Here is a 21,899-nt window from a genome sequence, read left to right on the forward strand (position 1 = left end):
CCCCCGAGAACCTTTTTTGCTCACGCCCGTTCGAGGCAGACCGATGACGTACCGAAGCGCCGAAGACGCCCTCCGCGAACGCACACGCCTCCTCGAAGGGGAGCTCTCCTCCCTTCGTGAAAAACGCGCAGCCTCCGAGCGGCTCGACGACGACATCGCGCGCGCGCAGGAGCGGCTCGACAAGGCCAAGATCCTCGGCGAGCGGTTCGCCCAGAAACGCGCGCTGCCCATGTTGGACAAGGTGCAGATCGCGTCCCCCTGCGGCGAGAGCTGGGCCGACATGACCGGCGACGACAAGGCTCGCTACTGCGGAAAGTGCGAGAAGCACGTCTACAACCTCTCGGCGATGACCCGCGAAGAGGCCGAGCTCGTCATGCTCGAGAAAGAGGGCAACCTCTGCGTGCGCCTCTACCGCCGAAAAGACGGCACCGTGATCACCGCCGACTGCCCCGTCGGGGTTCGACGAAAGCGCCTTCGCCTCGTGGGCGTGCTCACCGTGGGCGCGGCGGCCATGGCGGCAGGCGTCTCGGCGGCGCTCCTTACGCAGTCACGTCACGCGACCGTGGTGCAGGGAGGGATGGAGCCGATCCCCACGGCGGTCCTTCAACCCCAGCCCATCGAGCAGGTAGAAATGGGGGACATCGCCGAGCCGCCACCGCCGAAGGCGGCCCCGAAGCCTCCGCACGTGCAGAAGCCCCAAGGAGGCGTGCGATGACCGAGCGCGATCCCGTCGAGGCCCTCCGCGAGCGAACCGCGCTGCTCGAAGAGGAGCTCCGGCAGCTCGACGCGAGAAAACGCGAGCGGGCCGCCCTCGAGGGAGAGCTCCACCGCGTGACCGACGAGCTCGACAAGAGCCGCGCGCTCCTCGATAGGTTCGGGAAGAAGCGCGCGCTCCCCATGCTCGATCGCCTCGAGATCGCGTCGCCCTGCTCGGCGAGCTGGGACGACATGAGGGGAGACGAAAAGTCTCGGTATTGCCTGAAATGCGAGAAGCACGTCTACAACCTCTCGGCGATGTCTCGCGAGGAGGCCGAGCTCACCATCCTCGCGAAAGAGGGCGACCTCTGCGTGCGCCTCTACCAGCGCGCGGACGGCACGGTGCTCACGCAAGATTGCCCCGTAGGAGTGCGACGAAAACGCCTTCGGCTCGTGGGCGTGCTCGCCATGGGCTCTTCACTGGCGGGCGCGACCGCGGCGATCTTCGCGGGCATGGGCGACGACTTCGGCGACGATGCGCCGTGCGATGCGGTCGTGGAGGCCCCGATCGAGTACGTCCCGCAGGCGACCATTCCCGTGCCGACCGTGCGCGTCGACCCTCCTTCTGACCTGCAGCCCGTCGTCGGGCCCGACAAGCCCGTGGGTCGCTGGATGGCCGGGGCGCCGCGGGTCGTTCCCCCTCCGCCGGCTCACACGACGAGGGAGGTCATGGGCAAACCTTCGGTCTCGCCGCCGCGGTCGACGAAAGACGAAGAGGCCAAGGCCCGCGAGGCCCTCGCCAAGGCAAGGCTCGAAAAATCGCTCTAGATCCAAGGACATAGAGCACACGGCGCGCCGCTCGACGGGGACGGCGCGCCGTTCTCGTTGCCTATTTGATCTCGTCCTCGAGCTTCCGAAGCTCCGATTCGAGGTTCGCTTCGTTGATCTGCGAATCGCTCTCGTCCTCGAAGTCTTCTTCGGTCTCGAGGTCGTCTTCGGCCGCTGCGACGGCCGAGGCGGAGGGGGCCGCCGAGGGAGCGACGCTCGCCGCCGCGGGCGCCACGGAGGCCGAGGGAGCCGCGCTCGTGACGGGCTTGGGCTCCTCTTTTTTCTCGTCTTTGCAGGCGACGAGGCCCGCGCCGAGCACGAGGGCGACGGCACACAGCGATACGTTTCGAGCTTTCATTTTGCACCTCCCGACGCGGCCGGGGCCGGCTGGGCCTTGAGCTCGTCCATCTTCTTCTGGTGGCGCGCCTTCTCCTTTTCCTGGGCGGCGACCGCGCGCTTCACGAGCGCGTCTTTCTTCTTCTCGGTCGCGACCTTCTCGATGCGACGGAGGCGAGCCATCCGCCTCGAGTGAAGGCCCATCTCGGCCTTCACGCCGGGCTTCTTGAGGATCTCTCCCCACTTGGCGCGCATCTCGGCCATGTGCTCGGCGCGCTTCTTCTTTTTCTCTTCGCTGAGCTCCTTCTTGGCCGCCTTGACGTCCTTCTTCTCGTCGGCGACGGCGCCCGCATCACCCGACTTGCGGGCCTCTTTGAGCTCTTTCTTCTCTTCTTTGACCTTCTCCTTGGCGTCCTTCACCGGGTTGTCGGCAAAGGCCGGCCCGGAGAGGGCGAGGGCGCCGAGAAGCGTGGCGACCCAGAGGACGGCTTTTTTCATGGGCGCGATGATTCCACACGCGCCTCGACAAACCGAAATTTCGGGGACTCGGAGATGCCCCCGCGACACGACACTACGGCTTCGTAAGGTGGCGATGCAGGACCACCCAACGCACGCCGAGCGCAGCCACCACGAACACGAGGACGAGCGCCGCCCACCTCGCCACGGAGAACGAGGTATCGCGACCTTTCGGGCGCTCGTACACCCCCGAAGCGGGACCGTGAGGGGACGACGCCGGCTGCCCGTCCGGCACCCTTCGCTCGAGCACGAACGCCTGTGTGGGTGGGCTCGCGGCGCCGTGCGGAGGGATGTCGGCGAACGAGCGGGCCTCTCGGAGCGTGGGCACGTTCGACGCGCTCGGGGGGCGGGATGGGTCGTAGGCCGTCCTCGCGAGCTCGTCGGGGCTCGTCGCTCGAACGGCGTGCTCGAGGTCGGCACGCATCTCGGCGGCGGTGGGATAACGAGCGTCGACGTGGAACGACACGGCGCGCTCGAAGACGCGGAAGATCTCTCGCGGCCCGCGGAGCCCCATGTCCTCCGCGCTCGGGAGCGGCTCGATGGCGGCGAGAGCGAGCTCGTTTCCTTCGCGGAGCGGGCCCGCCTTGAGCAGCACGAACGCCGACGCGCCCATCGCGAAGATGTCGGTCTGAGGTCCGACGAGGTCGCGGCGCGCGAGCGCCTGCTCGGGTGACATGAACGCCGGAGTGCCGAGCATCATCCCCGACTGCGTGAGCTCGTCGAGATCGCGGGTGCGCGCGATGCCGAAATCGAGCAGCTTGAGGTCGCCGTTCGAACAGAGGAAGAAATTCGAGGGCTTCAGATCGCGGTGCACGATCCCTTGCGCGTGGGCCGCTTCGAGCACCGACAGGAACGTCGAGACGATCGTGACCACCTCGCCCACGGTGCGGGGCTCGCCGCGCTGCACGCCGGCGCCGAGCGGCTCCCCTTCGAGGAGCTCCATGACGAAGAACGGGAGGCCGTCCTCGGTGGTGCCGTCGTCGAAGACCTTCACCACGGCCGGGTGGCCGACCCGGTTCGCCAGGTAGGGCTCCCGCCGGAAGCGCTCGAGCTCGCTCGGATTCATGAGCGGCCCGGGGTGCGCGATCTTGATCGCCACGCGGCGACCCGCGCGGTGCGTGGCCGAGTACACGGCCGCGCTCCCTCCCACCCCGAGCAGGGAGTCGATGCGCCACTTTCCGAGCAGGGTCGTACCCTCCCGCGCGCGGAGGTGCGCGAGCGGATCGGTCGACGGCCGAGGTGGAGCTTGCATCGCCCTCCAAAGAGACCCGTCTCTCGTGAGGATTTCAACGTTGGCGCGCTCTCGAAACGACGTTTCGCCGCACGGGTGGACGGGTGTACCGTGATGGGAATGATCGCGTCCGCACTCGTCACCGGGGCCACCGACGGCATCGGAAAGCAGACCGCCCGAGCGCTAATTTCCAAGGGGTTTCGGGTATTTGTACATGGGCGCACCCTCGCGAAGGCCGAGGCGACGTGCAACGACCTGGGCGGAGGAGAGCCCGTCTTCGGCGATCTGTCTCGCCTCTCCGAGGTGCGAGGCCTCGCCGAGCGCATGCTCCGGGCGACGCCCACGTTGGACGTGCTCGTGAACAACGCCGGTGTGTTCGTGCACGAGCGCTCGACGACGGAGGACGGCTTCGAGCTCACGATGGCGGTGAACCACTTCGCGCCCTTCGTCCTCACGCACGCGCTCCTTCCTGCCCTCGACGCGGCGCGCGCGGCCCGCTGCGTGCACGTGAGCTCGGTCGCCCATCAACGAGGCGGGCTCGATCCGGACGACCTCGACGCCGCGAAGGGCTTCGACGGGTACGGCGCCTACGCGCGGTCCAAGCTCGCGAACGTGCTGTTCTCGTCGGCCATGGCGCGGCGAACGAAGACCACGCACAACGCGCTCCACCCGGGCGTCATCACGACGAAGCTCCTCAAGAGCGGCTTCGGGATGAGCGGCGCGGGCGTCGAGACGGGCCAGAAGACCTCCGTCATGGTCGCGACCGATCCGGCGCTCGAAGGCGTCACGGGCAAGTACTTCTCGGACGAGCGCGAGGTCACGCCGTCGAAGCTCGCGCGTGACACGGAGCTCGCAGAGCGCCTCTACGCGGTCTCGTGTGCGCGCACGGGTGTCACGCCGCTGCCTCTTCGCGGGTGAGGGTCAGAGCTTCGCACGGGCGAGGATCTCGCGCGCCGCGACCACGTCTCCACCGGCGGGGAGCGCAGGACCACGGCGCTCGGCCCGCGTTGCGCGGCGGATCGCGTCCTCGAGGTCGCCAGCGTAGAGCGCCTCGGTCGGGAGCATCACGGAGCGGAGAGAGCGGTCGAGCGCCTCGACGAGGATCGGCTGCTCGCGAAAGGCGTCACGAGGAGACCACACGATGGGCTTGTCGTTCACGGCGCACTCCGAGACAACGCCGTATCCGGGCTTCGTGACCACGACGTCGCACGACGCGAGGAGGTCCGAGTACGAGACGACGGCGCGGTCGAGCACCTTGAGCCGTGGGCTCGCGAGCTCGAGCGGCGGCAAGGACAAGAACGAGATGCCCCGCGTCGCCGCCACCTTCTCGAGGGCGCGCGCGCCCCACTCGATCGACGTGAACGACAAGAGCGCCCACACGTCGTCCAACGGGAGCCCGTATCGCTCCGCGAGCTCGGCGCGGCGGTTCACGCCCGGGGTGGCGACGAGGGGGAGATCCACACGCGCGCGAAACGGCCGCATCGGCTCGGCGAACGGGAGGCGAAGGAGCACGTCGGCGCGCGCGTAGCCTTCGCGAAAATGAGAGACGAGCGGGGCCCAGCGTGCGTCGTGCTCGGCGTGCTCTTCGTAGATGTAGTCCCACCCGAAGTTGCCGACGGCGATCGACGGGAGACCTAGGTTCGCTGCGGCCACGAGCGGAATGGCCGGGATGTCCGCCACGACGGCTGCCACGCCCTGCTCGCGGAGGAAGGCCTCTTCGGCGTGGACGAGTGACGCCACGCTCGCGAGGAACGTGTCGCCCTCGGCGAGGGTGGCCTCGAGATCGACCCGAAGCGAGTCTCTTTGGACCATGCCTACGTCGAAGCGTCCGCGCCGAATCGAGACGTTCGCGAACGGGAGGCGAGAGCGAAGGAAGCCCTCGGCGAGATCCGTGACGACCACGAGGCCGACATCGGGGCGCGCCCTGGCGAGCGCGGCGAGCACGTCGCACGAACGCGTGCCGTGGCCGAACCCGTGCGCCGTGACGTAGTACGCGACCTTGCCGCTCATGCCCCCGAGGGTAGCGCCGCACTCGAGACGAACCGTGCGACATCGCCGAGGTCGCGGCTCTTCGTCCCCGAGCTCGCTGACACACGGGTTCGACGAGAGGCATGGCACGTGCACATCGAGCCCGACAACGGTCGGGCGGCCGACTCCTAAACCATTGAAAGAACTTAACAATGCTCAAGAAGCTCTCTACGCTGGCCGCGCTCGTCGGCGTGTCAGCCTGTGCCACTCTCTCGGCGTGCACGGTCGAAGGGATCGTCATTCAAGACGACGACGCCAGCGACTCCGGCGCGGCCGTCTCGTGCGACGCGGCGATCTGGCAAGAAGCGAGCCCCGACGGATCGCGCGAAGCGGGCCCCGACGCGACGCGGCCACGCGACGCAGGTCCGGACTCGACCCCTCCACGGGATGCGAGCCCCGATGTCATTCGCCCCATCGATGCGGGCCCCGATGTCATTCGCCCCATCGATGCGGGCCCCGACGCCGACGCAGGTCCCGATGGCTCGACGCGTCCACCGGCGTGCTACGACGAGACGGCGGCACTGGCGCTCCCGGGTACGGCGCCCACCTTCGGCCAGAACGTCTGTACCCAGGCCGACGTTCAATCGCTCTTCACGGCGTGTTTCGGACCTGGCGCATCGGCGGCCACGTGCAACGCGTTCTCGGCCTCGCACCCCGACTGCATGCGCTGCGTCGTCGGACCGCTCCCGGGTGACGCACCGGCGACCACGCCCATCTCCGCGCTCATCCCGGCCGGAGATGCGTCGCTCATGGTGAACGTCGGCTCGTGCGCGGCGCTCGCGATCGGGCGCCCCGACTGCGCGGTCACGGTGCCGAAGCAGCTCACGTGCACGGCGTCCGCATGCGAGACGTGCGCAGACGAACCCTCGGACACGGCGTGCCGCGAGGCCGCGGAGGTCGGCATCTGCAGCTCGACGGTCGACTCGGCGTGTATGGCGGCGCTGACGAGCACGGCGGCGACGTGGAGCCCCATCTGCCGCGGCCCCGATTTCGTCGCGACCTACCAAAAGGTGGCGATGGCGCTCTGCGGTCCCTGATTCGCCGTGCGACGGCGGCGCGGGCTCGATCCGCGCCGCCCGCGTACACGCCGCAGTGGAAGTTGACCTCGAGTCGACTTCACGTACACATCCTTGGCGGTCGAGGCAGGACCTCGCCCCAACGGAGCCTTCATGCGCAAGTCGACCCTTGTCCTTCTTCCTCTCGCCCTCGTCACCTGCGCGGGCGGTGCCCTCGGGATCGCGTGCGGCTCGACGAGCGCCACGTCGATCGACGCCGATGCAAGCGCCACCGCGACGAGCACCTCGCCCACGGGCACCACGACCGGCACCGGCACGACCGTGACACCTGGGAAGAACACGACCTACGTCGTCGCGCCGAGCGGGAACGACGCGAACCCGGGCACGGCCGAGCTGCCCTTCGCGACCCTGCAAAAAGCGGCTGACGTCGCCGGCGCGGGCGACACCGTGGTGGCGAAGCCCGGCGAGTACGCAGGGTTCAACGTCGAGGACAAGAACGGCACCGCCGAGGCGCCGATCGTGTTTCGTGGCGAGACGGGAGCCAAGGTCGTGCGCCCCGGCCCCACGGCCAAGAAGCCACCCGTCAACACGGCCTCCAAGAGCTTCGATTGGCCACGGTGGCCTCACGGCATCACGGTGCAGCGCGCGAGCTACGTCGTGATCGAGGGCTTCGAGGTGACCGGGATGCCCGGGGAAGAGCGCGAGGGAGCGAAGCTCCTCCACCGTGGAGGCGCGGGCATTCGGCTCGAGGCGACTCGCCACGTCACGGTGCGAAAGAACAACTCCCACGACAACGGGCGCTGGGCCATCTTCGGGGGCTTCTGCGACGACGCGATCGTCGGAGAGAACACGGCCGCGGGCTCGAAGCTCGAGCACGGGATCTACCTCTCGAACAGCGGCGACCGACCGATCATCCGGAAAAACAAGGTGTTCGGCAACCTCGCGTCGGGAATCCAGATCAACGCGGACAACAACTTCGACAGCGAGGAGTACAAAGCGTTCGCGATGGTCGACGGCGTCACCACCGGCGCCCGCATCGAGGAGAACGAGATCCGCGACAACGGGCGCGGCGGCGGCGCGGCGATCAACCTGGACGGCGTCTCCGACTCGACGATCCGCGGGAACACCCTCACCAACAACCACGCCACGGGCATCGCCCTCTTTCAGGAGAACGGCGCCACGGGCTCGCGGAACAACACGGTCACCGAGAACACCATCGACATGGCGGCCGACGCGCGCTGGGCCATCCAGATGGTCGGCTGCCAAGACATCTCGGGTACGACCTGCACCACGGCGAGCGAGCCGCCCCTTGTTTCGTGGACGCGCCCGGCCGCGAACGCCACGGGCAGCACGGGGAACACGATCACCAAGAACACGCTAGGAAACCGCAGCGCGACCAGCGGGAGCATCCGCATCGACGCGCGGAGCCTCGCCACCGACGGGGCCAAGGCCTTCACGAGCAACGACAACGTGGTCGTCGACCGCTTCGGCGTCGACGCGCAGACGCTCACGCTCGCCGCGTGGCGCACACGGACCGGGCAAGACGCGGCCTCCAGGCTTGCTCCGTAAATAGAAGCAACTTCAAAGACTTACGGCAGATCACGGGGCCTCCGAAGCGAGGCCCCCGACGACCGGTGGTCTACGCGCGGCGACGTTTGGCAGCGACGAGCGCGACTCCCGCGAGGGCCAGGACCGCGAACGAGCCGCCGTTCGACGAGCCGGACGTGCTGCATCCACCCGACTCGGACGATCCGTCGGCAGGGAGCGGCTGCCCGTCGGGACCGATCCCCGGCCCTGCGCCGCCGTCGGCATCGCCGCCACCGCCGCCACCGCCGCCGCCACCACCACCACCACCACCGCCACCACCACCGCTCGGGGGCGCACCTCCGATGAGCTTGTCGGCGACGTCGTTGATGTACTCCTCGATGGCCGTGTACTCGGAGGGCATCACCTTCTTGTTGTCGGTGGCGTCGTTCGGGTTGAGGCCCTTGGCCGTCTCCCAGTCGTCGGGCATGCCGTCGTTGTCGGTGTCTTTCGGGGCCGCACCTGCGGTGAGGCCGGTCATGAGATCGGCCGGAGGCTTGGCGCCGAACGACCCGGTGCGAGCCTTCACCTCGTCGATGGTGCGCAAAGTGACGCTGTCGCGGGGGAAGGCGCCGGCCTTCTCGAGCACCAGCTTGTAGGCGTCCTGCACGGGCTGGGTCGTCACCTTGTAGGTGAGGTTGGGGAGGTTGTTCTCGGCGCCGACCTTGCGGTTGCCGTTCTCGATCCCGGAGAGGCCCGAGTACTTCGACGACTCGGCCCACGGGTCGTTGATGACTCCCGAGAAGGACGCGTCGTCGATGTACGTGTCACGCACGTAGTACGCGGGGTTCGCCGTCGTGGGCTCCTCGTCGTCGAAGACGAGCGGGAAGAGCTGCGCCGAGGGGCCCTTCTTGAAGTAGTTTCCGACGATGTTGAACGCGCCCGTCGCCGGGTTGTGGTGAACGAAGCCCTGGCGCACGTCGTAGATGACGTTGTTGCGGATCTCGGTCGGCCCGGTGGCGACGGCCGGCGTGCGCGCGAGGTGATGCGCGAAGAGGTTGTGGTGGATGGACATGCGGATGCCATCGGGGCCGTTGATGAAGCCGTAGTTGTGCGCGCCCTCGGAGTGACCGCGGTTCGACGACTCCTCGATCGTGCAGTACTGGATGGTGGCGTCTTTCGCCTCGTACATGTCGACCGTCTCGTCGGAGGCCCACGACGCCGTCACGTGATCGAGGATGAAGCGCGTGTTCAGCGAGAACTGGATGGCGTCGTACTGATCGCCACCCGAGGTGCCGGTGAGGGGGCGCGGCCTCACGCGGATGTGCCGCACGATGATGTTCGAGACGGCGGCGTCGTACTCGGCCCAGAGGTGACCGTTGATGGTGATTCCGGCGCCGGGGGCGGTCTGCCCCGCGATGGTGACGTTGCCCGTGGGGATGTCGATGTCGCCGGTGATGACACCCGAGACGGCGAACACGATGATGCGCGGGCCTGCCTGGTTCAGCGCGTCTTGGAGGGACCCGGGCCCCGTGCGGTTCAGGGTGGTCACCTTGATGACTCGCCCGCCGCGCCCGCCCGTAGCGACCGCGCCGTAGCCCTCGGCCCCGGGGAACGCTGGCACGGCCGCGCTCGCGAGTGAGCTTGTGAGGAGCCCGAGGGCCAAAGCGGTGGCGAAGAGGCTTTTGCGCATGTGCGTCAGACTAGCCCATGCGCCCACATCTTCAATCGAGGTCGCACGAAGCGCCGAACACCTCGAAATTGCTCGGTTCGGGGGCCGAAAACGCCGCACGGACGTTCACCCCTCGACGAAGCCCTTCCACGAACGCATGTAGGTTGCAAACTTCGGGGAGAGCCCGTTCGCGACGAGCTCGTCCTCGGTGTGCGGCGGGCGGCGCGGCTCCCACGCGGGGTCGTGCACGCGGCGGGGCCAGTCGGGGTTCGCGAGGGCGATGCGGCCGAGGGCCACCATGTCTGCGCCTTTGGAGAGGAGCGCCTCGGCCTCGGCGCGCGTTGCGATTTGACCGGCGACGACGAGCCGCACGTCGGCTGGCAGCACCTCCTTGAACACCTCGAGCGCGTGCGCCTCGGGCCGCTTGGTGGTCGGCAGCGCGGACCTCCAGAGAGACAGGTGCACGTAGTCGACGCTCGCCGCGAGCGACCGAGCGACCTCTGCGGACTCGTCGAGGTCGAGACCGACCGCGTTTCCGAAGTCCTCCGGGGAGAGGCGGATCCCCACGACGAAGCCCGGACCGACCGCGGCGCGCACCGCGGCCACGACCTCGCGAGCGAGCCGCGCGCGGTTCTCGAGAGATCCGCCGTAGGCGTCGCCGCGTTGGTTCTGGGTGCGGCTCAGGAATTGGGTGAGCAGGTAGCCGTGCGCGCCGTGGATCTCCACACCATGGCACCCCGCGCGCTTCGCCCTCGCGGCCGCCGCAGCGAAGGCATCGACGATGCGCGCGATGTCCTCGAGGGTGGCCTCGCGGCACCCGTCGACGGCAGATGGACCGAGTCGCTCGAGCCCGCTCGCCGCCTCGTTCGCGCGCAGACCGCCGTGGAAGATCTGGACGATCGTCTTGGCGCCGCGAGCCTCGAGGCCGCGCGCGACACGGGCGAGGCTCGGCACGTGGGCGTCGTCGAAGGAGCCGAGCTCCCCGGGCCAGCCCTGCCCGTCCTTCGTGACGTGCGACGCACAGGTCATGATCGACCCGAAGCCGCCGTCGGCGCGGCGCAAGAGGAAGTGGAGCTCGTCGTCTCCGAGGGTGCCGTCGTCGTGGCTCTGCTGGTTCGTCATCGGCGCGAGGGCGATGCGATTCGGGACCTCGAGGCCCGAGCGGAAGGTGAGCGGCGCGAAGAGCGGAGAGGACATGGTCCTCCCATAGCCGACAGAGCGGTCCGTGCGCACCCCTCTTGGCGCTGCCTGAAGCCCCGGCAAGGAGAAGCAAAAACCATATACAATCAAAGACTTGAGAGCACGCAGCATGGCAAACCGGGGCGGCGACGCAGGCTTTTACGGGCGTCGACCAGGCCACGTGCTACGCGGGAGTGCATGCGCGTTCGCCGTGGGGCTTGGCTGCTCTCCACCATCGTCGTGACGGGGCTCGGGTGCGAGCACGTGGACGACGCTCGTGAGGAACGAGACGCGTCACCGACGGCGGTCCCCACGCCCGTGACCGCTCCGGCTCCTGTCGACGCGAGCGCGGACACGGGCGAAGCCGGGGTGACGGCGCCCTCTCGGCTCGCACGGCTCGAGGCGCTCGTCGCGGCGCTCCGGGCCGAGCCCGATGCCGCGAAGCGCGACACGCTCGTCGACGGGTTCATCACCACCACGGAGGGCGACGGAGGCTTTCCGATCCTCGAGGCGGGCAAGCTGGCGATCGTCCACGTGGATCGCGAGCGGCGGGGCGGGACGTTCGCGGTCGCCGGCGATCACAACGGCTGGAGCGTCACCGCGTCTCCGCTCGAGCGCGTCGTTTCGGGGTCGGACCTCTACGTGCGCGTCGAGCCGTTTTCCCCGGCGGGGGTGCGTTCGCGCTACAAAATCGTGCGCGGCGGCGCGGAGTACTTCGCCGACCCGCTCGCCCGTCGTTTTGCGTTCGACACGTTCGGAGAGCACTCGCTCGCCGTCGCGGGCAGCGCGGAGAGCCATCGACAGCGCCTCCGCGACGTCCGAGATCGGACAGGGCGCCTCCCCATGCGCACCGTGGAGATCCATGTCCCCGCCGTGTACGAGGCCACTCCGGGAGAGGGGCTCCCCGTCCTCGTCATGCAAGACGGGCAGAACCTCTTCGCGAGCAAAGGCGCGGGGAGCTGGAACGTCGACGTAGCCGTCGACTCGGCGATCACGCGCGCCGAAGTGCGACCGTTCCTCGTGGTCGCCGTGCCCCACGGCCCCGACCGATTTGCAGAGTACACGCACACGACGGACTCCCTCCCAGGGATCGGCGCGGTCGGAGGGCTCGCGGACGCCTACGCGGCCTATGTCGTGGACGACGTGCTCCCGGCGGTACGACGGCAGCTGCGGACTCGTGAAGGCGCGGCGAGCACGGCGATCGGGGGCTCCTCGCTCGGGGGGCTCGTGAGCCTCTACGTCGCGCGCGCGAGGCCCGACGTCTTCGGTGCGGCGCTCTCGTTCTCGGGCACCATGAGCTGGGGGACGCTCGGCCGCACGAACCCCACGATCGAGGCGCTCTACCGGGCGCGCGCTCCGCGAGGCCTCGCGATCTACCTCGACAGCGGAGGGAGCGACGGAGGTGGCTGCGCGACCCTCACGCCCCTCGTCTCGGAGGAGCGCTTCGATCAGTACTGCGAGTCACGAGCGATGCGCGACGCGCTCGTCACGCTGGGATGGACGCCCGGGAGCGACCTCCACTACGCCTGGGAGCGCGACGCTCTCCACGACGAGGCCGCGTGGGCGAGGCGCTTTCCGTCCGCGATTCGAGCCGTTTTTCCGCGCCGCTGACGACGAAGCCCTCCCTGCCGGAGCAGAGAGGGCTTCTTGTGTCGAGGTTCGCCTCGGCTCAGACCTTGAGGCCGGGGTGGGCGTTGGCGCCGAAGGGGTTGCCCGGGGCGTTGACGAGCGACGAGAGGAGCGACCAGAAGCCGCGGCCGCTCGGGATGTTCGGGTCGAAGCCGACGTTCGCGGTGACCTGCTGGAAGCCGCCGACCTTCACGTTGGCGCCGATGACCGTCGCCGCGCAGCCCGTCGCGTGGTCGCTGCCGGGCAGGCTTCGCGAGAAGTCGCCCATGATGACCACGTTCACGTTGCGGTCGACCGGCTCGGGGTTGTTCACCCACATGCGGTTGAAGAACGTGATGAGCGGCGGAATGATGCGTGTATTCATCATGTTACGCACGTTCGAGCCGTCGCGGTCGCCGTGCGTGTCCCACCCGCCGTCGATCGCGAACACCACGTTCGTCCCCGACCGGATCATGAGCTCCGCCGCCGCGATCTTCGAGTTGAAGTTGTTGACCGCGGTGCCGTTGGTGATGCCGTACCCCGGCAAGATCGACGCGTAGTCGTACGCCGCCGCGCTCTTCGCGAGCGTCGCGCGCACCGTGTCGTAGCCGTCCTTCAGGTGCGTGAGGCCCTTCGGGCTCGAGGCCAATCGACCCGCGCTCATGTTCTGCGACTGCTCGATCGCCTTGCCCGAGATCGCGCGGTCCGGGAGCGTGTCGTTGCCCTTCAGGGCGTCGATCGTCGAGCGCACGTCGCCGATGTTCTGCACCGACACGCCGTTCATCGTGCCCGCGAGGCCGTTGACGTTGCCGCCGCCGACCGTCGCCATCTTGATGCTCGCGTCGCCGCCCATCGCCGCCGCGAGCTGCACCGCGAAGCCCACCGCGCCCTCGGTCATCCCGTTGCGCTGCGCGCCGCCGTGATCGCTCGAGCGGTGGTTGATCTGCACCGTGCTGATTTTGTTGAACGCCGCCGCCGGGAGCCGGTTGAACGACGCGTCGACGAGCGGGCCGCCAGGGACCTGCGCCGTGTTGCCGGCCGTGACGCCGAACGTCTGGTTGAGGAACGAGCGGGCGCTCGGGAAGAGCGCGTTGTACCCGCCGCCGAGGTACACGACGAGGACCGCGCCTTTGCCGGTCGGCGTGTTCGCGGCCCGAGCTTCACCGAGCAGGCCCGGCGCCATACGCGCGCCCATCGCGGCGCCTGCGCCGACACCCACCGCCTTGAGGAACGAACGACGATTGAATTTGCTCATGGTCTCGCTCCAGCTTTCAGTAGGTCAAAAACCCAGCAGAGGTGAGGACGCTCGCGCAAGCATACGCCCAGCGCCGAACCGGCGTCGTCTGACGTGCGCCCGTCGCCGGGTTCTCCGTCACCGAGTCGGTCACTGCCACCTTCACGCACGCGTCGATCTCCGCCGGGGTCGGCGTGCGGCTCCAGTACTTGCGCTCCCAGTTCGTGCACTCCGTGCGCGCCGTCGCGTCGCTCGGGGCCGTCGCGTAGGTGCCGCCCGTGTTGTTCGCCTCGCAGAGGCGGAACGCCACTTGATAGGCCTCGAACAGGTTCACCGCCGTGGCCTTGGGCTCCGCGTAGAAGCGCGCGGGCGCCTCGCCGAACGTCGCCGCGGACGACTGAAGGTTCGGCGCGGTCGTGAGCCCCATCACCCGACGAAACTCGCCCGACAGCGACGAGAACGGCTTGAACCGGTCGCGGTCGACACCCGCCACGGCCTCGGCGCGCGTGCCGTGCAGCGCAATGCCGCCGAGCCCCACGTAACCCGTCTGCGTCTCGGCGCAGGTCTTCTCGGGCGAGTTGGGGTTGTTCGGGTTATTGGGGTTGTTCGGGTTATTGGGGTTGTTCGGGTTATTGGGGTTGTTCGGGTCGTTCGGGTCGAGCCCGCCCGTGAGCTCGTCGGAGCCGCCCGAACAGGCCGCGAGGGCCACGAACACCGGAATTGCGAAAAGGAACGTCGATGCTTTCATGATGCCCTCCGTTCTCACTGGCAAAATCCGGGATCCTTCGCGACGCTGGCGAGCGCCGCTTGGATCGTGCCCTTGGACTTGAACTCGGTGACGCACGCGTCGAACACCTTCGACTCGCACACGTTCTCGGCGCGCCCGTAGAGGAACTTGAACGCGAGACGGCACGCGTTGAAGCTGAAGTTCGGCGAGTCGACGAGGGCCTGCACGAGCTCCTTGTCGTCGTTCACCATCTTGTCGGCCACCATCTGCGGCGCCTCGGTGGGCGGCGTGAAGGTCACCATGCCGTTCTGACGGCGGACCTTCGTGAGCACCTTCGCCGCGCGATCGAGCGCGAACCAGGGCGCCGCCGCGTTCTTGTCGGCAGGGCCGTGACAGCCCGTGCAGCCCGGGTTCGACGTACGCGCCGCCGTGCTGATGTCCGCGCCCGGCACGTTCGTCGACGCCACCAGGTTGAGGCCCACCGTGTTCCACATGATGCGGTACGCGGTCACGAGCTTGTAGCCCTCGAGCTCGTTGCCCGCGTAGCGGAGCTGCCACGGCTGGCTGCGGAAGTACCCGAGCCCGTTCGGGTCGGCCGTGACCTGCACGTTGTTGCCCTGAGCGTCGCCCGCCACGCGGTACTGCCCGAGGAACATGTCTTTGTACGGGAGCTTCTGCTCGAGCACGTACTTCATCATGTGGTACGACGAGTCCTCCGCGGAGGTCGCGCCGGGCGTCTCGTTGAAGTCGCCGTTGATGAAGCGGGAGAACCGCTCGATGAACGCCGCGTCCGTGAGGAGCGTGTCGATCGACCCCTGCGGGTTCGCGAGCACAGCCGCGCTCGCCTCTTTGCCCGTGAAGGCGATCGAGACGCGCGTCGCGCAGCGCTCGTTCTTGGCGGTCGGGTCGGTGTCTTCGGCGGAGGCGCTCTTGCCGCTGCCCGCCATCACCGCTCCGACGATCATGGCCGGGACGAGAAGAAGGGTCGCTCGCCGACCGAGGTGTGCCACGCTCATGGGTCCTCCTGGGGGGCGCCTCGTCCAACCGTGGATTCGCGCCGCACTGACCATTAAGCACCGGCCGTGCCAAGGTCGGGCGCACCTCATTTCGCGCAATTGCAGCACGATAGAAGCCTTCACCTGGATGGTCGGTGATCCATGACGGGAAAGGGGCCCAGCCGGGGGCCAGCCCCCGCTCCTGGTTCGACCCCTAAATGCGCAGAAACACCTACATTGTCGACATCGCGGGCTATCGTGCACCCGTGAGGGCTCGCTCGAGCCCCGCCGCGCCCACGAGCCCCGCATCGTCGCCTAGCGAGGCCTTGGCGAGGCGCACGGTCATGCCGGGCGGGCCTTCGGCGTCGAGCTGCGCGCGAATCGCGGGGTGGAGAAGGTCGTCGTTCAACCCGAGGCCTCCGCCGATGACCACGAGCTCGGGGGTGTAGGCGTAGGCGACGTTGCGGATCCCGATCGCGAGGGCGTCGCGCGCTTCGGCGAGGGCGGCGAGCGCGCCTTCGTGACCCGAGCGGGCGAGCTCGACCACGTCTCTCGCAGAGCCCGTGAGCCCGTGACGCCCTGCGATCCTTGCGAGCGCGGTGCCCGACGCGAGCTGCTCGAGGGTGGACGGCTCGCCACGAGCGTGCGCCGCCCTGTCGATGACCATGTGCCCGATCTCGGCGAGCGAGCGGCGCCCGACGAGGAGCTTCCCGCCGAGCACGATGCCCCCGCCGACCCCCGTCGACACGGTCACGAAGGCCACGTCGTCGACCCCGCGCCCCGCCCCGAAGAACGCCTCCCCGACCGCCGCGAGATCCGCGTCGTTGACGAAGCGGACCGGCAGCCCGACAGCCGCGGCGAGCCTCGCCTCCGTGAGGTGCGGCTTCCACGAGGGCGGCAAATTGGGTGCATGATCCAGGCAACCCTCGCGATGATCGACCCGGCCCGGGACGCCCACGATCGCCCGTTCGGGCCTCGGCTCGCGGGCCGCGAGGTCTCGCATCAGCCCGATCAACGCGGACGGCTCGCTGTCTCCCTGGGGCGTGTCACGCACGTCGCGGTACAGGATGGCGCCATCGTCCCCGAGGATCGCGCCACGCATACGGGTTCCACCGAGGTCTACGGAGAGGACGGTCATGCGCGCATCGTAGTGCGAGGCCCTGCGGGCGAACCACGGTTTTCCGAGGGCGCTTCGTCGCGCTCCCACGTAGGCTTGGGGCATACTCTCACGCCCCGACCACGTCGCCGAGCGCCGCTCGCCCCCCATCGGTATCGCATGAAAGACGCAGCACTCGAGGAGCTCTGGGCCACGACGCCACCGTCGACGGAGACGTTCTCTCGTTCGAGGATCACGCACCTGCCAGCGCAGGCTCGCGCCTATCTCTCGCACACGCTCGCCGAGGGGGCGCTGCTCGCCCGGGCCGTGCGCATCTCCATGCACGGGCGCATCAAGCTCGGTGAGGCGTGGAGCCCCTTCCACGCGACGCAGGTCATCTCGTGGGCGCGTGGCTTCGTGTGGCACGCCCACACCCTCGTCAAAGGGCTGCCCGTCTCGGGATCCGACGTCGAAATCGACGGTCGCGGCGCGATGAAGTGGCGCATCCTCGGCATCGTGCCGGTGATGGAAGCGAGCGGCCCCGAGATCACGCGGAGCGCCATCGGGAGGCTCCACGCCGAGGCGATGTGGCTCCCTGGCGCGCTCCTCACCGAGGAGGTCGAGTGGAGCGACGGACGCCACGGCCCCGCCTTCACCGTGCGAGCGCACGGGGAAGAGTCCCACGTGGAGCTCCGAACCGACGCCGACGGCGCCGTCGGCGCGCTGAGCCTTCTCAGGTGGGGAGACGTCGGTCACCCGGGGACGTTCGGGTACGAGCCCTTCGGCGGATACGCCAGCGAGGAGAAGACGTTCTCGGGCGTCACGATCCCGACCGAGTACAGGATCGGTTGGCACTTCGGCACCGACCGCTTCGACGAGGGCGAGTTCTTTCGGTGCACGCTCGACTCGGTCGAGTACCGCTGACCCTCGAGCCTACTCGGTCGGCGAGGAGGACGCGGCCCGGGGCGTGGGTGCGGGGGAAGGGGCGGCCGATCCGGACGTGGCGGGGGTCGCGCTCGGGAGCGCGCACGACGAGGTGGGCACGTACATGGGCTCGCCCGCCGTGGCCCTCGACGCGGAGGGCCCGCACGCCATGAGGCTGGAGAGCCCCGCCGCGACGAGGCCTGCCCCGAGCGCGACGCGCCGCCGAGACGACGCGCGCACGTTGGCGAGGGGCACGAAGCCCGGCTCGGGCGCGCCGTAGAGAACATTGCCATCGGCGTCCGACAAAAAGCGCACGCAGACCCTCGACGTGCGGGCCGCGAGGAGCTCTCGAGCCTCGTGCTCCGTCATGCGAGAGACGTCATGAACATGCATATTGCACAGGTTGCAGAAGCGCCCCCTTCCGTCCTCCTCCATGGCGGACCAGTCTTCGGAGCACGGCACACGCACACGCAGGAGGGGTTCGGTCGGCGGCATTCCATGAGCGTTCCTCGTCGCGGCCGAGGATTCAAGGGGAGACTCCCGGGCGCGCCCCGCCCCGTCTCGACCCGCCACCCAACCTGTCGGAACCCATGGTCTTTCGTGGATTCGTGCGACAGGTGAGCCTCCGAAGGGGCTGCGGGGCCGAAGCTTTTTTCCCACGATCGCGCTCGCGATGGCCCGCGGCCCTCCCGAGGCCGTCTATAAACGTCGAGTGGACGACCGGACCGCATCCTTCGACGACGTGGACGTGCTGCGTGCCCGCATCCGCGATCTCGAGGCCGAGCTCGCGAGGGCCCGGGCGCGCGTGGGGTTCTTCGACGAGATCCTCGCCAATGTGCCCATCTACGTCGTGCGCGCGAACGCGGATCATCGCATCACGTTCGTGAGCCGCACGCAGGCACCCATGCGCAACGAGGACGTCGTCGGGGGGGACCTCTACGACTTCGTCGCTCCGCCGGCGCGCGAGGCGATGCGACAAGCGATCGCCGAGAGCCGCACCCTCGGGAAGGTGGTCCGCTACGAGACCCTCGCCCCTGGGCCCGGGGGCACGACGGCCGCCTACGAGTCGTACGTGTGGCCCTCGGCCGACGGGTCCGAGATCGTCTTCGCGGCCCTCGACGTCAGCGAGCTCCGGAGGCAGAGCGCGACGATCGGAGAGCGCGACGTCACGCTCCGCCTCGCCGCCGAAGCCACGGGCCTCGCGCTTTGGACGTTCGACCTTCGCACGGGCGAGGTCGTGTGGGACGAGGCGATGTACGCGCTCTGCGGCTGCGAGCGCCCCCTCGCCCCCGAGGCCTATATCACCATCGTCCACCCCGACGACCGCGCGAGGGTGCTCGCGTCGATGGAGGAGACCCGAAGCACGGGCAGCTTCGCCTCGCCATCGCACCGGATCGTGCGCCCCGACGGTCAGGTTCGCTGGGTCTTCACCATGGGGCGGGTGCTCACCGACGAGACGGGTGCACCCTACAAGTACATCGGGGGCTCCCTCGACATCACCAAAGACAAAGAGGCCGAGAGCGCGCTCCGCGTCGCCCAGCGCATGGAGGCCGTCGGGCAGCTCACGGCCGGAGTGGCCCACAATTTCAACAACATGTTGTCGGTCATGTTGCCGACCCTCGAGCTCGTGGGGCGCACGGCCGGAGAGCGCGAACGGCGCCTCATTCGGGCGGCGCTCGAGGCAGGGGAGCGCGCGTCACGCCTCGTCGCGAACATGATGACGCTCGCGGCCGATCGCTCGAGCCAGCACAAGGTCGGCGCGCCGCTGACCGAGCTCGTCGCCCACGCCGTCGAGATCGGCCAGACGTTGATCGGCGAGCACGTCGAGATTCGCCTCGACCTCGGCGCCGACGAGGCGCGCGCGCTCGTCGACGTGGGAGACATCGAGCAGGTCGTGGTGAACCTGCTCGTCAACGCCCGGGACGCGCTCGAGTCGACGCCGAGCCCACGCATCGACGTACGCCTCACGAGGAGCGCGGGGCACGTGGAGGTCGCGGTCGCTGACAACGGCCCGGGGATCCCGCTCGAGGTTCGTGACCACATCTTCGAGCCGTTCTTCACGACGAAACCACCGGGAAAGGGCACCGGGCTCGGGCTCGCCAACGCGTACGCCGTGATGCGTGATCACGGGGGCTCGATCACGTGCGAGTCCGATGTAGGTCGAGGTACGGTGTTCACCCTGCGTCTGCCGAGCGCGGAGCCACGAGCGCCCGGTGAGGCGGCTCCGCCCGTGGCGCCCGTGAGCGCCGCGCCCGCGCCCGCGATGGTGCTCGTGGTCGACGACGAGCCCCACATCCGCGCCATCCTCGAGCGTGTGCTCGCCGACGCGGGACATCACGTCCTCCTGGCCGAGTGTGCGAGCGCCGCGCTCGCGGTGGTGGCAGGCGAGCCGCGTGTGCGGGTCGCCCTCGTGGACCAGGGGATGCCAGGAGGCGTGACACCTCGGGATCTCGACGGCCTCCGCGCGGGCGCGCCGGGGCTCCGCGTCGTGCTCCACACCGGGAACGACGCGCTCCCCGAGCTCGCGGCCGTCGCGGATCTGGTGCTGACGAAGCCGGTCTCCATCCCCGTCATGCTCGCCACGATCGAGCAGCTCATCGCCGACCCACGGAGGTGATCCTCGCGCCGCGCCCTGGCGAGGCTCGACGCGCGGGGCGCGATTCGCGATGATGCGAGCATGCCAATCCCCACGACGACAGCGCTCTACGGCGCGCTGAACGCGATCTTCACCATCGCTCTCGCGGCTCGGGTCACGGCGTACCGTGTGCGCGAGAAGGTGAGCCTCGGGACGGGCAAGTCGGATCCGCTCTTGGTCGCGGTGCGGACCCACGGGAACGCCGCCGAGCACGTGCCGCTCGCCATCGTGATGATGCTCGTGGTCGAGCTGTGTAGCGGCTCCAGCACCTGGCTCCACGTCGCCGGAGGCGCGATCTTCGTCGCGCGCATCGCCCACGCGATCGGCATGCCCCGGCCGGCGCCGAACCCGTTCCGCTTCCTCGGCACCGCCATCACGTGGACGACGATCGTGCTGCTCTCGGCGTGGGCCCTGTGGCTCCGCCGCGGAGCCTGAGGGGCGTCACGGCTCGAAGATGCCGCCGAGGTTCGTGCGCACCTTCGCGATCGACATCGCGTCCTTGAGGATCCCAGGGTGGTCGACGCCGGGGACGACCTCGTGCTGCATCGCTTGGGGGTGATCCGCCGAGCCGAAGCCCACGAGCAGATCGCGTTGCCCGCTCATGACCCAAAACTGCGGCGCGATGCGGGAGGTGGTCTCGTGCGCGAGGAGGTGCGAAGGCCACCCGCCCACGCCCGCGAGACCGCAACGCTCGAATTTGATCGCCGACAAGAGGCCGCCCGAGTCGAGCTCGGCCATCTCGTGTTTTCCCATCCACGGCTCTCCGAGCCCCACGATCGACCCGAGCTGGGCGAGCGACACTCCGCCGACCGGGCTCGCGAGCAAGAGCAACCTGTCGACCTTGGCGTTCCCGCCATGAAACGCGAGGAAGCTGCGGGTGATCACGCCACCCATGCTGTGGGCGACGATGTCGACCTTGGGCTCCCCCGTGGCGCGGATCAGGTCGTCCACAAAATCCGACAAATCTTGAGCGTATTCGTGGGTATAGCCAAGGTCGTAGTCGGCCTTGTCGGCCAGGATGTGGCCCTTCCCCGCGGGCTGGTTGCAGACGTACGAGGCGTTCGAGCCGATGCGCCCTGGCCCCGCCGTGTAGCTGCCGCGCGCGTCCTTGGCGGACTCGACGTAGTAGTCGAACGCGAAGAGGTACTTGCGACGCGGCAGGGAGCCCGAGGGGTAGCTGTGGTCGCCTCGCCCCGCGAGCACGTAGCCGTCGTAGCGGCCGTCGTTCGCGACGAGCGCGTCCATCATGGGCAGCCAATCGTGGTTCGAGCCCGTGAAACCGTGCACGAACACGATCGGGCGATCGGCGCAGGGGAGCTTCGGGCAAGGCGGGCGGAGCGGGGCGGCGTCGAGGACGGGGACGTCCGGAGGGCCGGCGTCGACGATCGGCGGCGTCGGCGCGGGTCGTGGCGCGCTCGAGGCCGTGGCCGACGGGGCCGTCGCGTCGGGAGCGTCGAGAGGCGGCGCCTCGCCTCCGCAGGCCGCGAAGAGCCCCGAGGCCGACGTCATCGCGACTGCCAAGCACCGAAGGCCACGGCTCGACCTCGCGACGTGAGACAACCTTGGACCGCTCCGCATCCTCGAAAGGTCGGCGAGAGACGAAGGCGCGTCAAGGCACGTGGGGCCGATCACGCGGGCGACCATCATGTAAGGT

At 69.0% G+C, this 21,899-nt stretch carries 21 protein-coding genes; 9 read left to right on the top strand and 12 right to left on the bottom strand.

What is annotated here, in order from left to right; genetic code table 11:
• Nucleotides 1–43 precede the first annotated feature (43 nt).
• Both IPK71_01785 and IPK71_01790 read left to right on the top strand, forming a co-directional pair.
• Nucleotides 44–715, top strand: coding sequence for a hypothetical protein (locus IPK71_01785; GenBank protein ID MBK8212454.1), 672 nt, complete (start codon nt 44–46; stop codon nt 713–715).
• On the top strand, nt 712–1,524 hold the full coding sequence (locus IPK71_01790) for a hypothetical protein (GenBank protein ID MBK8212455.1): 813 nt from the start codon (nt 712–714) through the stop codon (nt 1,522–1,524). Before IPK71_01785 ends, IPK71_01790 begins: the two co-directional genes overlap by 4 nt.
• 61 nt (nt 1,525–1,585) lie before the next feature.
• Here IPK71_01790 and IPK71_01795 read toward each other — a convergent pair whose 3' ends face one another.
• From IPK71_01795 to IPK71_01805, 3 genes are all read right to left on the bottom strand, one after another.
• Nucleotides 1,586–1,882, bottom strand: coding sequence for a hypothetical protein (locus IPK71_01795; GenBank protein MBK8212456.1), 297 nt, complete (start codon nt 1,880–1,882; stop codon nt 1,586–1,588).
• The gene (locus IPK71_01800; GenBank protein ID MBK8212457.1) at nt 1,879–2,358 is read right to left on the bottom strand and encodes a hypothetical protein; all 480 of its coding nucleotides are present in this window, start codon (nt 2,356–2,358) and stop codon (nt 1,879–1,881) included. The genes IPK71_01795 and IPK71_01800 overlap by 4 nt, the downstream gene beginning before the upstream one ends.
• A 73-nt stretch (nt 2,359–2,431) precedes the next feature.
• Complete coding sequence (locus IPK71_01805; protein ID MBK8212458.1) at nt 2,432–3,628, bottom strand: serine/threonine protein kinase; 1,197 nt, start codon at nt 3,626–3,628, stop codon at nt 2,432–2,434.
• A gap of 99 nt (nt 3,629–3,727) precedes the next feature.
• Here IPK71_01805 and IPK71_01810 point away from each other — a divergent pair, with 99 nt between their 5' ends.
• Nucleotides 3,728–4,525 (top strand): SDR family oxidoreductase, encoded by a 798-nt coding sequence (locus IPK71_01810; protein ID MBK8212459.1) that lies wholly within the window; start codon nt 3,728–3,730, stop codon nt 4,523–4,525.
• Nucleotides 4,526–4,528: 3 nt separating this feature from the next.
• Here the strand turns inward: IPK71_01810 and IPK71_01815 are convergent, their stop codons facing one another.
• Nucleotides 4,529–5,617 (bottom strand): hypothetical protein, encoded by a 1,089-nt coding sequence (locus IPK71_01815; GenBank protein ID MBK8212460.1) that lies wholly within the window; start codon nt 5,615–5,617, stop codon nt 4,529–4,531.
• Nucleotides 5,618–5,787: 170 nt separating this feature from the next.
• Here IPK71_01815 and IPK71_01820 point away from each other — a divergent pair, with 170 nt between their 5' ends.
• Together IPK71_01820 and IPK71_01825 are read left to right on the top strand one after the other, a co-directional pair.
• Nucleotides 5,788–6,672, top strand: a complete 885-nt coding sequence (locus IPK71_01820) for a hypothetical protein (GenBank protein ID MBK8212461.1) — start codon at nt 5,788–5,790, stop codon at nt 6,670–6,672.
• A gap of 132 nt (nt 6,673–6,804) precedes the next feature.
• Nucleotides 6,805–8,220 (top strand): right-handed parallel beta-helix repeat-containing protein, encoded by a 1,416-nt coding sequence (locus IPK71_01825; GenBank protein ID MBK8212462.1) that lies wholly within the window; start codon nt 6,805–6,807, stop codon nt 8,218–8,220.
• 70 nt (nt 8,221–8,290) lie between these two features.
• Here IPK71_01825 and IPK71_01830 read toward each other — a convergent pair whose 3' ends face one another.
• On the bottom strand, nt 8,291–9,868 hold the full coding sequence (locus tag IPK71_01830) for a pectate lyase precursor (protein ID MBK8212463.1): 1,578 nt from the start codon (nt 9,866–9,868) through the stop codon (nt 8,291–8,293).
• Nucleotides 9,869–9,973: 105 nt separating this feature from the next.
• A complete protein-coding gene (locus IPK71_01835) occupies nt 9,974–11,044 on the bottom strand; it encodes an NADH:flavin oxidoreductase (GenBank protein ID MBK8212464.1) in 1,071 nt (356 codons plus the stop codon).
• Between the two features lie 180 nt (nt 11,045–11,224).
• Here IPK71_01835 and IPK71_01840 point away from each other — a divergent pair, with 180 nt between their 5' ends.
• Nucleotides 11,225–12,637 carry a hypothetical protein gene (locus IPK71_01840; protein ID MBK8212465.1) on the top strand — a complete coding sequence of 471 codons (1,413 nt, stop codon included), beginning with the start codon at nt 11,225–11,227 and terminating at the stop codon, nt 12,635–12,637.
• Between the two features lie 58 nt (nt 12,638–12,695).
• Here the strand turns inward: IPK71_01840 and IPK71_01845 are convergent, their stop codons facing one another.
• The 4 genes from IPK71_01845 to IPK71_01860 form a co-directional block, all read right to left on the bottom strand.
• Nucleotides 12,696–13,889 (bottom strand): DUF1501 domain-containing protein, encoded by a 1,194-nt coding sequence (locus tag IPK71_01845; GenBank protein ID MBK8212466.1) that lies wholly within the window; start codon nt 13,887–13,889, stop codon nt 12,696–12,698.
• 16 nt (nt 13,890–13,905) lie between these two features.
• On the bottom strand, nt 13,906–14,616 hold the full coding sequence (locus IPK71_01850) for a hypothetical protein (protein ID MBK8212467.1): 711 nt from the start codon (nt 14,614–14,616) through the stop codon (nt 13,906–13,908).
• Between the two features lie 14 nt (nt 14,617–14,630).
• Entirely contained in the window at nt 14,631–15,611 is a 981-nt protein-coding gene (locus IPK71_01855) for a hypothetical protein (protein ID MBK8212468.1), read from the bottom strand.
• Between the two features lie 232 nt (nt 15,612–15,843).
• Nucleotides 15,844–16,728, bottom strand: coding sequence for an ROK family protein (locus tag IPK71_01860; protein ID MBK8212469.1), 885 nt, complete (start codon nt 16,726–16,728; stop codon nt 15,844–15,846).
• Between the two features lie 138 nt (nt 16,729–16,866).
• Between IPK71_01860 and IPK71_01865 the strand changes: the two genes are divergently transcribed.
• Nucleotides 16,867–17,610: a hypothetical protein gene (locus IPK71_01865; protein MBK8212470.1), complete on the top strand. Its 744-nt coding sequence runs from the start codon at nt 16,867–16,869 to the stop codon at nt 17,608–17,610.
• Between the two features lie 9 nt (nt 17,611–17,619).
• On the opposite strand, the gene IPK71_01870 is transcribed toward IPK71_01865, so the two are convergent.
• Nucleotides 17,620–18,105 (bottom strand): hypothetical protein, encoded by a 486-nt coding sequence (locus tag IPK71_01870; protein MBK8212471.1) that lies wholly within the window; start codon nt 18,103–18,105, stop codon nt 17,620–17,622.
• A gap of 217 nt (nt 18,106–18,322) precedes the next feature.
• On the opposite strand from IPK71_01870, the gene IPK71_01875 reads away from it, so the two are divergent.
• Both IPK71_01875 and IPK71_01880 read left to right on the top strand, forming a co-directional pair.
• The gene (locus IPK71_01875) at nt 18,323–20,227 is read left to right on the top strand and encodes a PAS domain-containing protein (GenBank protein ID MBK8212472.1); all 1,905 of its coding nucleotides are present in this window, start codon (nt 18,323–18,325) and stop codon (nt 20,225–20,227) included.
• A gap of 60 nt (nt 20,228–20,287) precedes the next feature.
• Nucleotides 20,288–20,680, top strand: a complete 393-nt coding sequence (locus IPK71_01880; GenBank protein MBK8212473.1) for an MAPEG family protein — start codon at nt 20,288–20,290, stop codon at nt 20,678–20,680.
• A gap of 6 nt (nt 20,681–20,686) precedes the next feature.
• Here the strand turns inward: IPK71_01880 and IPK71_01885 are convergent, their stop codons facing one another.
• Nucleotides 20,687–21,754 (bottom strand): alpha/beta fold hydrolase, encoded by a 1,068-nt coding sequence (locus tag IPK71_01885; GenBank protein MBK8212474.1) that lies wholly within the window; start codon nt 21,752–21,754, stop codon nt 20,687–20,689.
• Nucleotides 21,755–21,899 lie beyond the last annotated feature (145 nt).

This window comes from Myxococcales bacterium, from assembly GCA_016712525.1.
Classification (GTDB): Bacteria; Myxococcota_A; Polyangia; order Polyangiales; family Polyangiaceae; genus JAAFHV01.

Bases quoted from the DNA above. Each gene is read 5' to 3' on its own strand.
- IPK71_01785 (MBK8212454.1), top strand. From the start codon at position 44: ATGACGTACCGAAGCGCCGAAGACGCCCTCCGCGAACGCACACGCCTC.
- IPK71_01790 (MBK8212455.1), top strand. From the start codon at position 712: ATGACCGAGCGCGATCCCGTCGAGGCCCTCCGCGAGCGAACCGCGCTG.
- IPK71_01795 (MBK8212456.1), bottom strand. From the start codon at position 1,882: ATGAAAGCTCGAAACGTATCGCTGTGTGCCGTCGCCCTCGTGCTCGGC.
- IPK71_01800 (MBK8212457.1), bottom strand. From the start codon at position 2,358: ATGAAAAAAGCCGTCCTCTGGGTCGCCACGCTTCTCGGCGCCCTCGCC.
- IPK71_01805 (MBK8212458.1), bottom strand. From the start codon at position 3,628: ATGCAAGCTCCACCTCGGCCGTCGACCGATCCGCTCGCGCACCTCCGC.
- IPK71_01810 (MBK8212459.1), top strand. From the start codon at position 3,728: ATGATCGCGTCCGCACTCGTCACCGGGGCCACCGACGGCATCGGAAAG.
- IPK71_01815 (MBK8212460.1), bottom strand. From the start codon at position 5,617: ATGAGCGGCAAGGTCGCGTACTACGTCACGGCGCACGGGTTCGGCCAC.
- IPK71_01820 (MBK8212461.1), top strand. From the start codon at position 5,788: ATGCTCAAGAAGCTCTCTACGCTGGCCGCGCTCGTCGGCGTGTCAGCC.
- IPK71_01825 (MBK8212462.1), top strand. From the start codon at position 6,805: ATGCGCAAGTCGACCCTTGTCCTTCTTCCTCTCGCCCTCGTCACCTGC.
- IPK71_01830 (MBK8212463.1), bottom strand. From the start codon at position 9,868: ATGCGCAAAAGCCTCTTCGCCACCGCTTTGGCCCTCGGGCTCCTCACA.
- IPK71_01835 (MBK8212464.1), bottom strand. From the start codon at position 11,044: ATGTCCTCTCCGCTCTTCGCGCCGCTCACCTTCCGCTCGGGCCTCGAG.
- IPK71_01840 (MBK8212465.1), top strand. From the start codon at position 11,225: ATGCGCGTTCGCCGTGGGGCTTGGCTGCTCTCCACCATCGTCGTGACG.
- IPK71_01845 (MBK8212466.1), bottom strand. From the start codon at position 13,889: ATGAGCAAATTCAATCGTCGTTCGTTCCTCAAGGCGGTGGGTGTCGGC.
- IPK71_01850 (MBK8212467.1), bottom strand. From the start codon at position 14,616: ATGAAAGCATCGACGTTCCTTTTCGCAATTCCGGTGTTCGTGGCCCTC.
- IPK71_01855 (MBK8212468.1), bottom strand. From the start codon at position 15,611: ATGAGCGTGGCACACCTCGGTCGGCGAGCGACCCTTCTTCTCGTCCCG.
- IPK71_01860 (MBK8212469.1), bottom strand. From the start codon at position 16,728: ATGACCGTCCTCTCCGTAGACCTCGGTGGAACCCGTATGCGTGGCGCG.
- IPK71_01865 (MBK8212470.1), top strand. From the start codon at position 16,867: ATGAAAGACGCAGCACTCGAGGAGCTCTGGGCCACGACGCCACCGTCG.
- IPK71_01870 (MBK8212471.1), bottom strand. From the start codon at position 18,105: ATGCCGCCGACCGAACCCCTCCTGCGTGTGCGTGTGCCGTGCTCCGAA.
- IPK71_01880 (MBK8212473.1), top strand. From the start codon at position 20,288: ATGCCAATCCCCACGACGACAGCGCTCTACGGCGCGCTGAACGCGATC.
- IPK71_01885 (MBK8212474.1), bottom strand. From the start codon at position 21,754: ATGACGTCGGCCTCGGGGCTCTTCGCGGCCTGCGGAGGCGAGGCGCCG.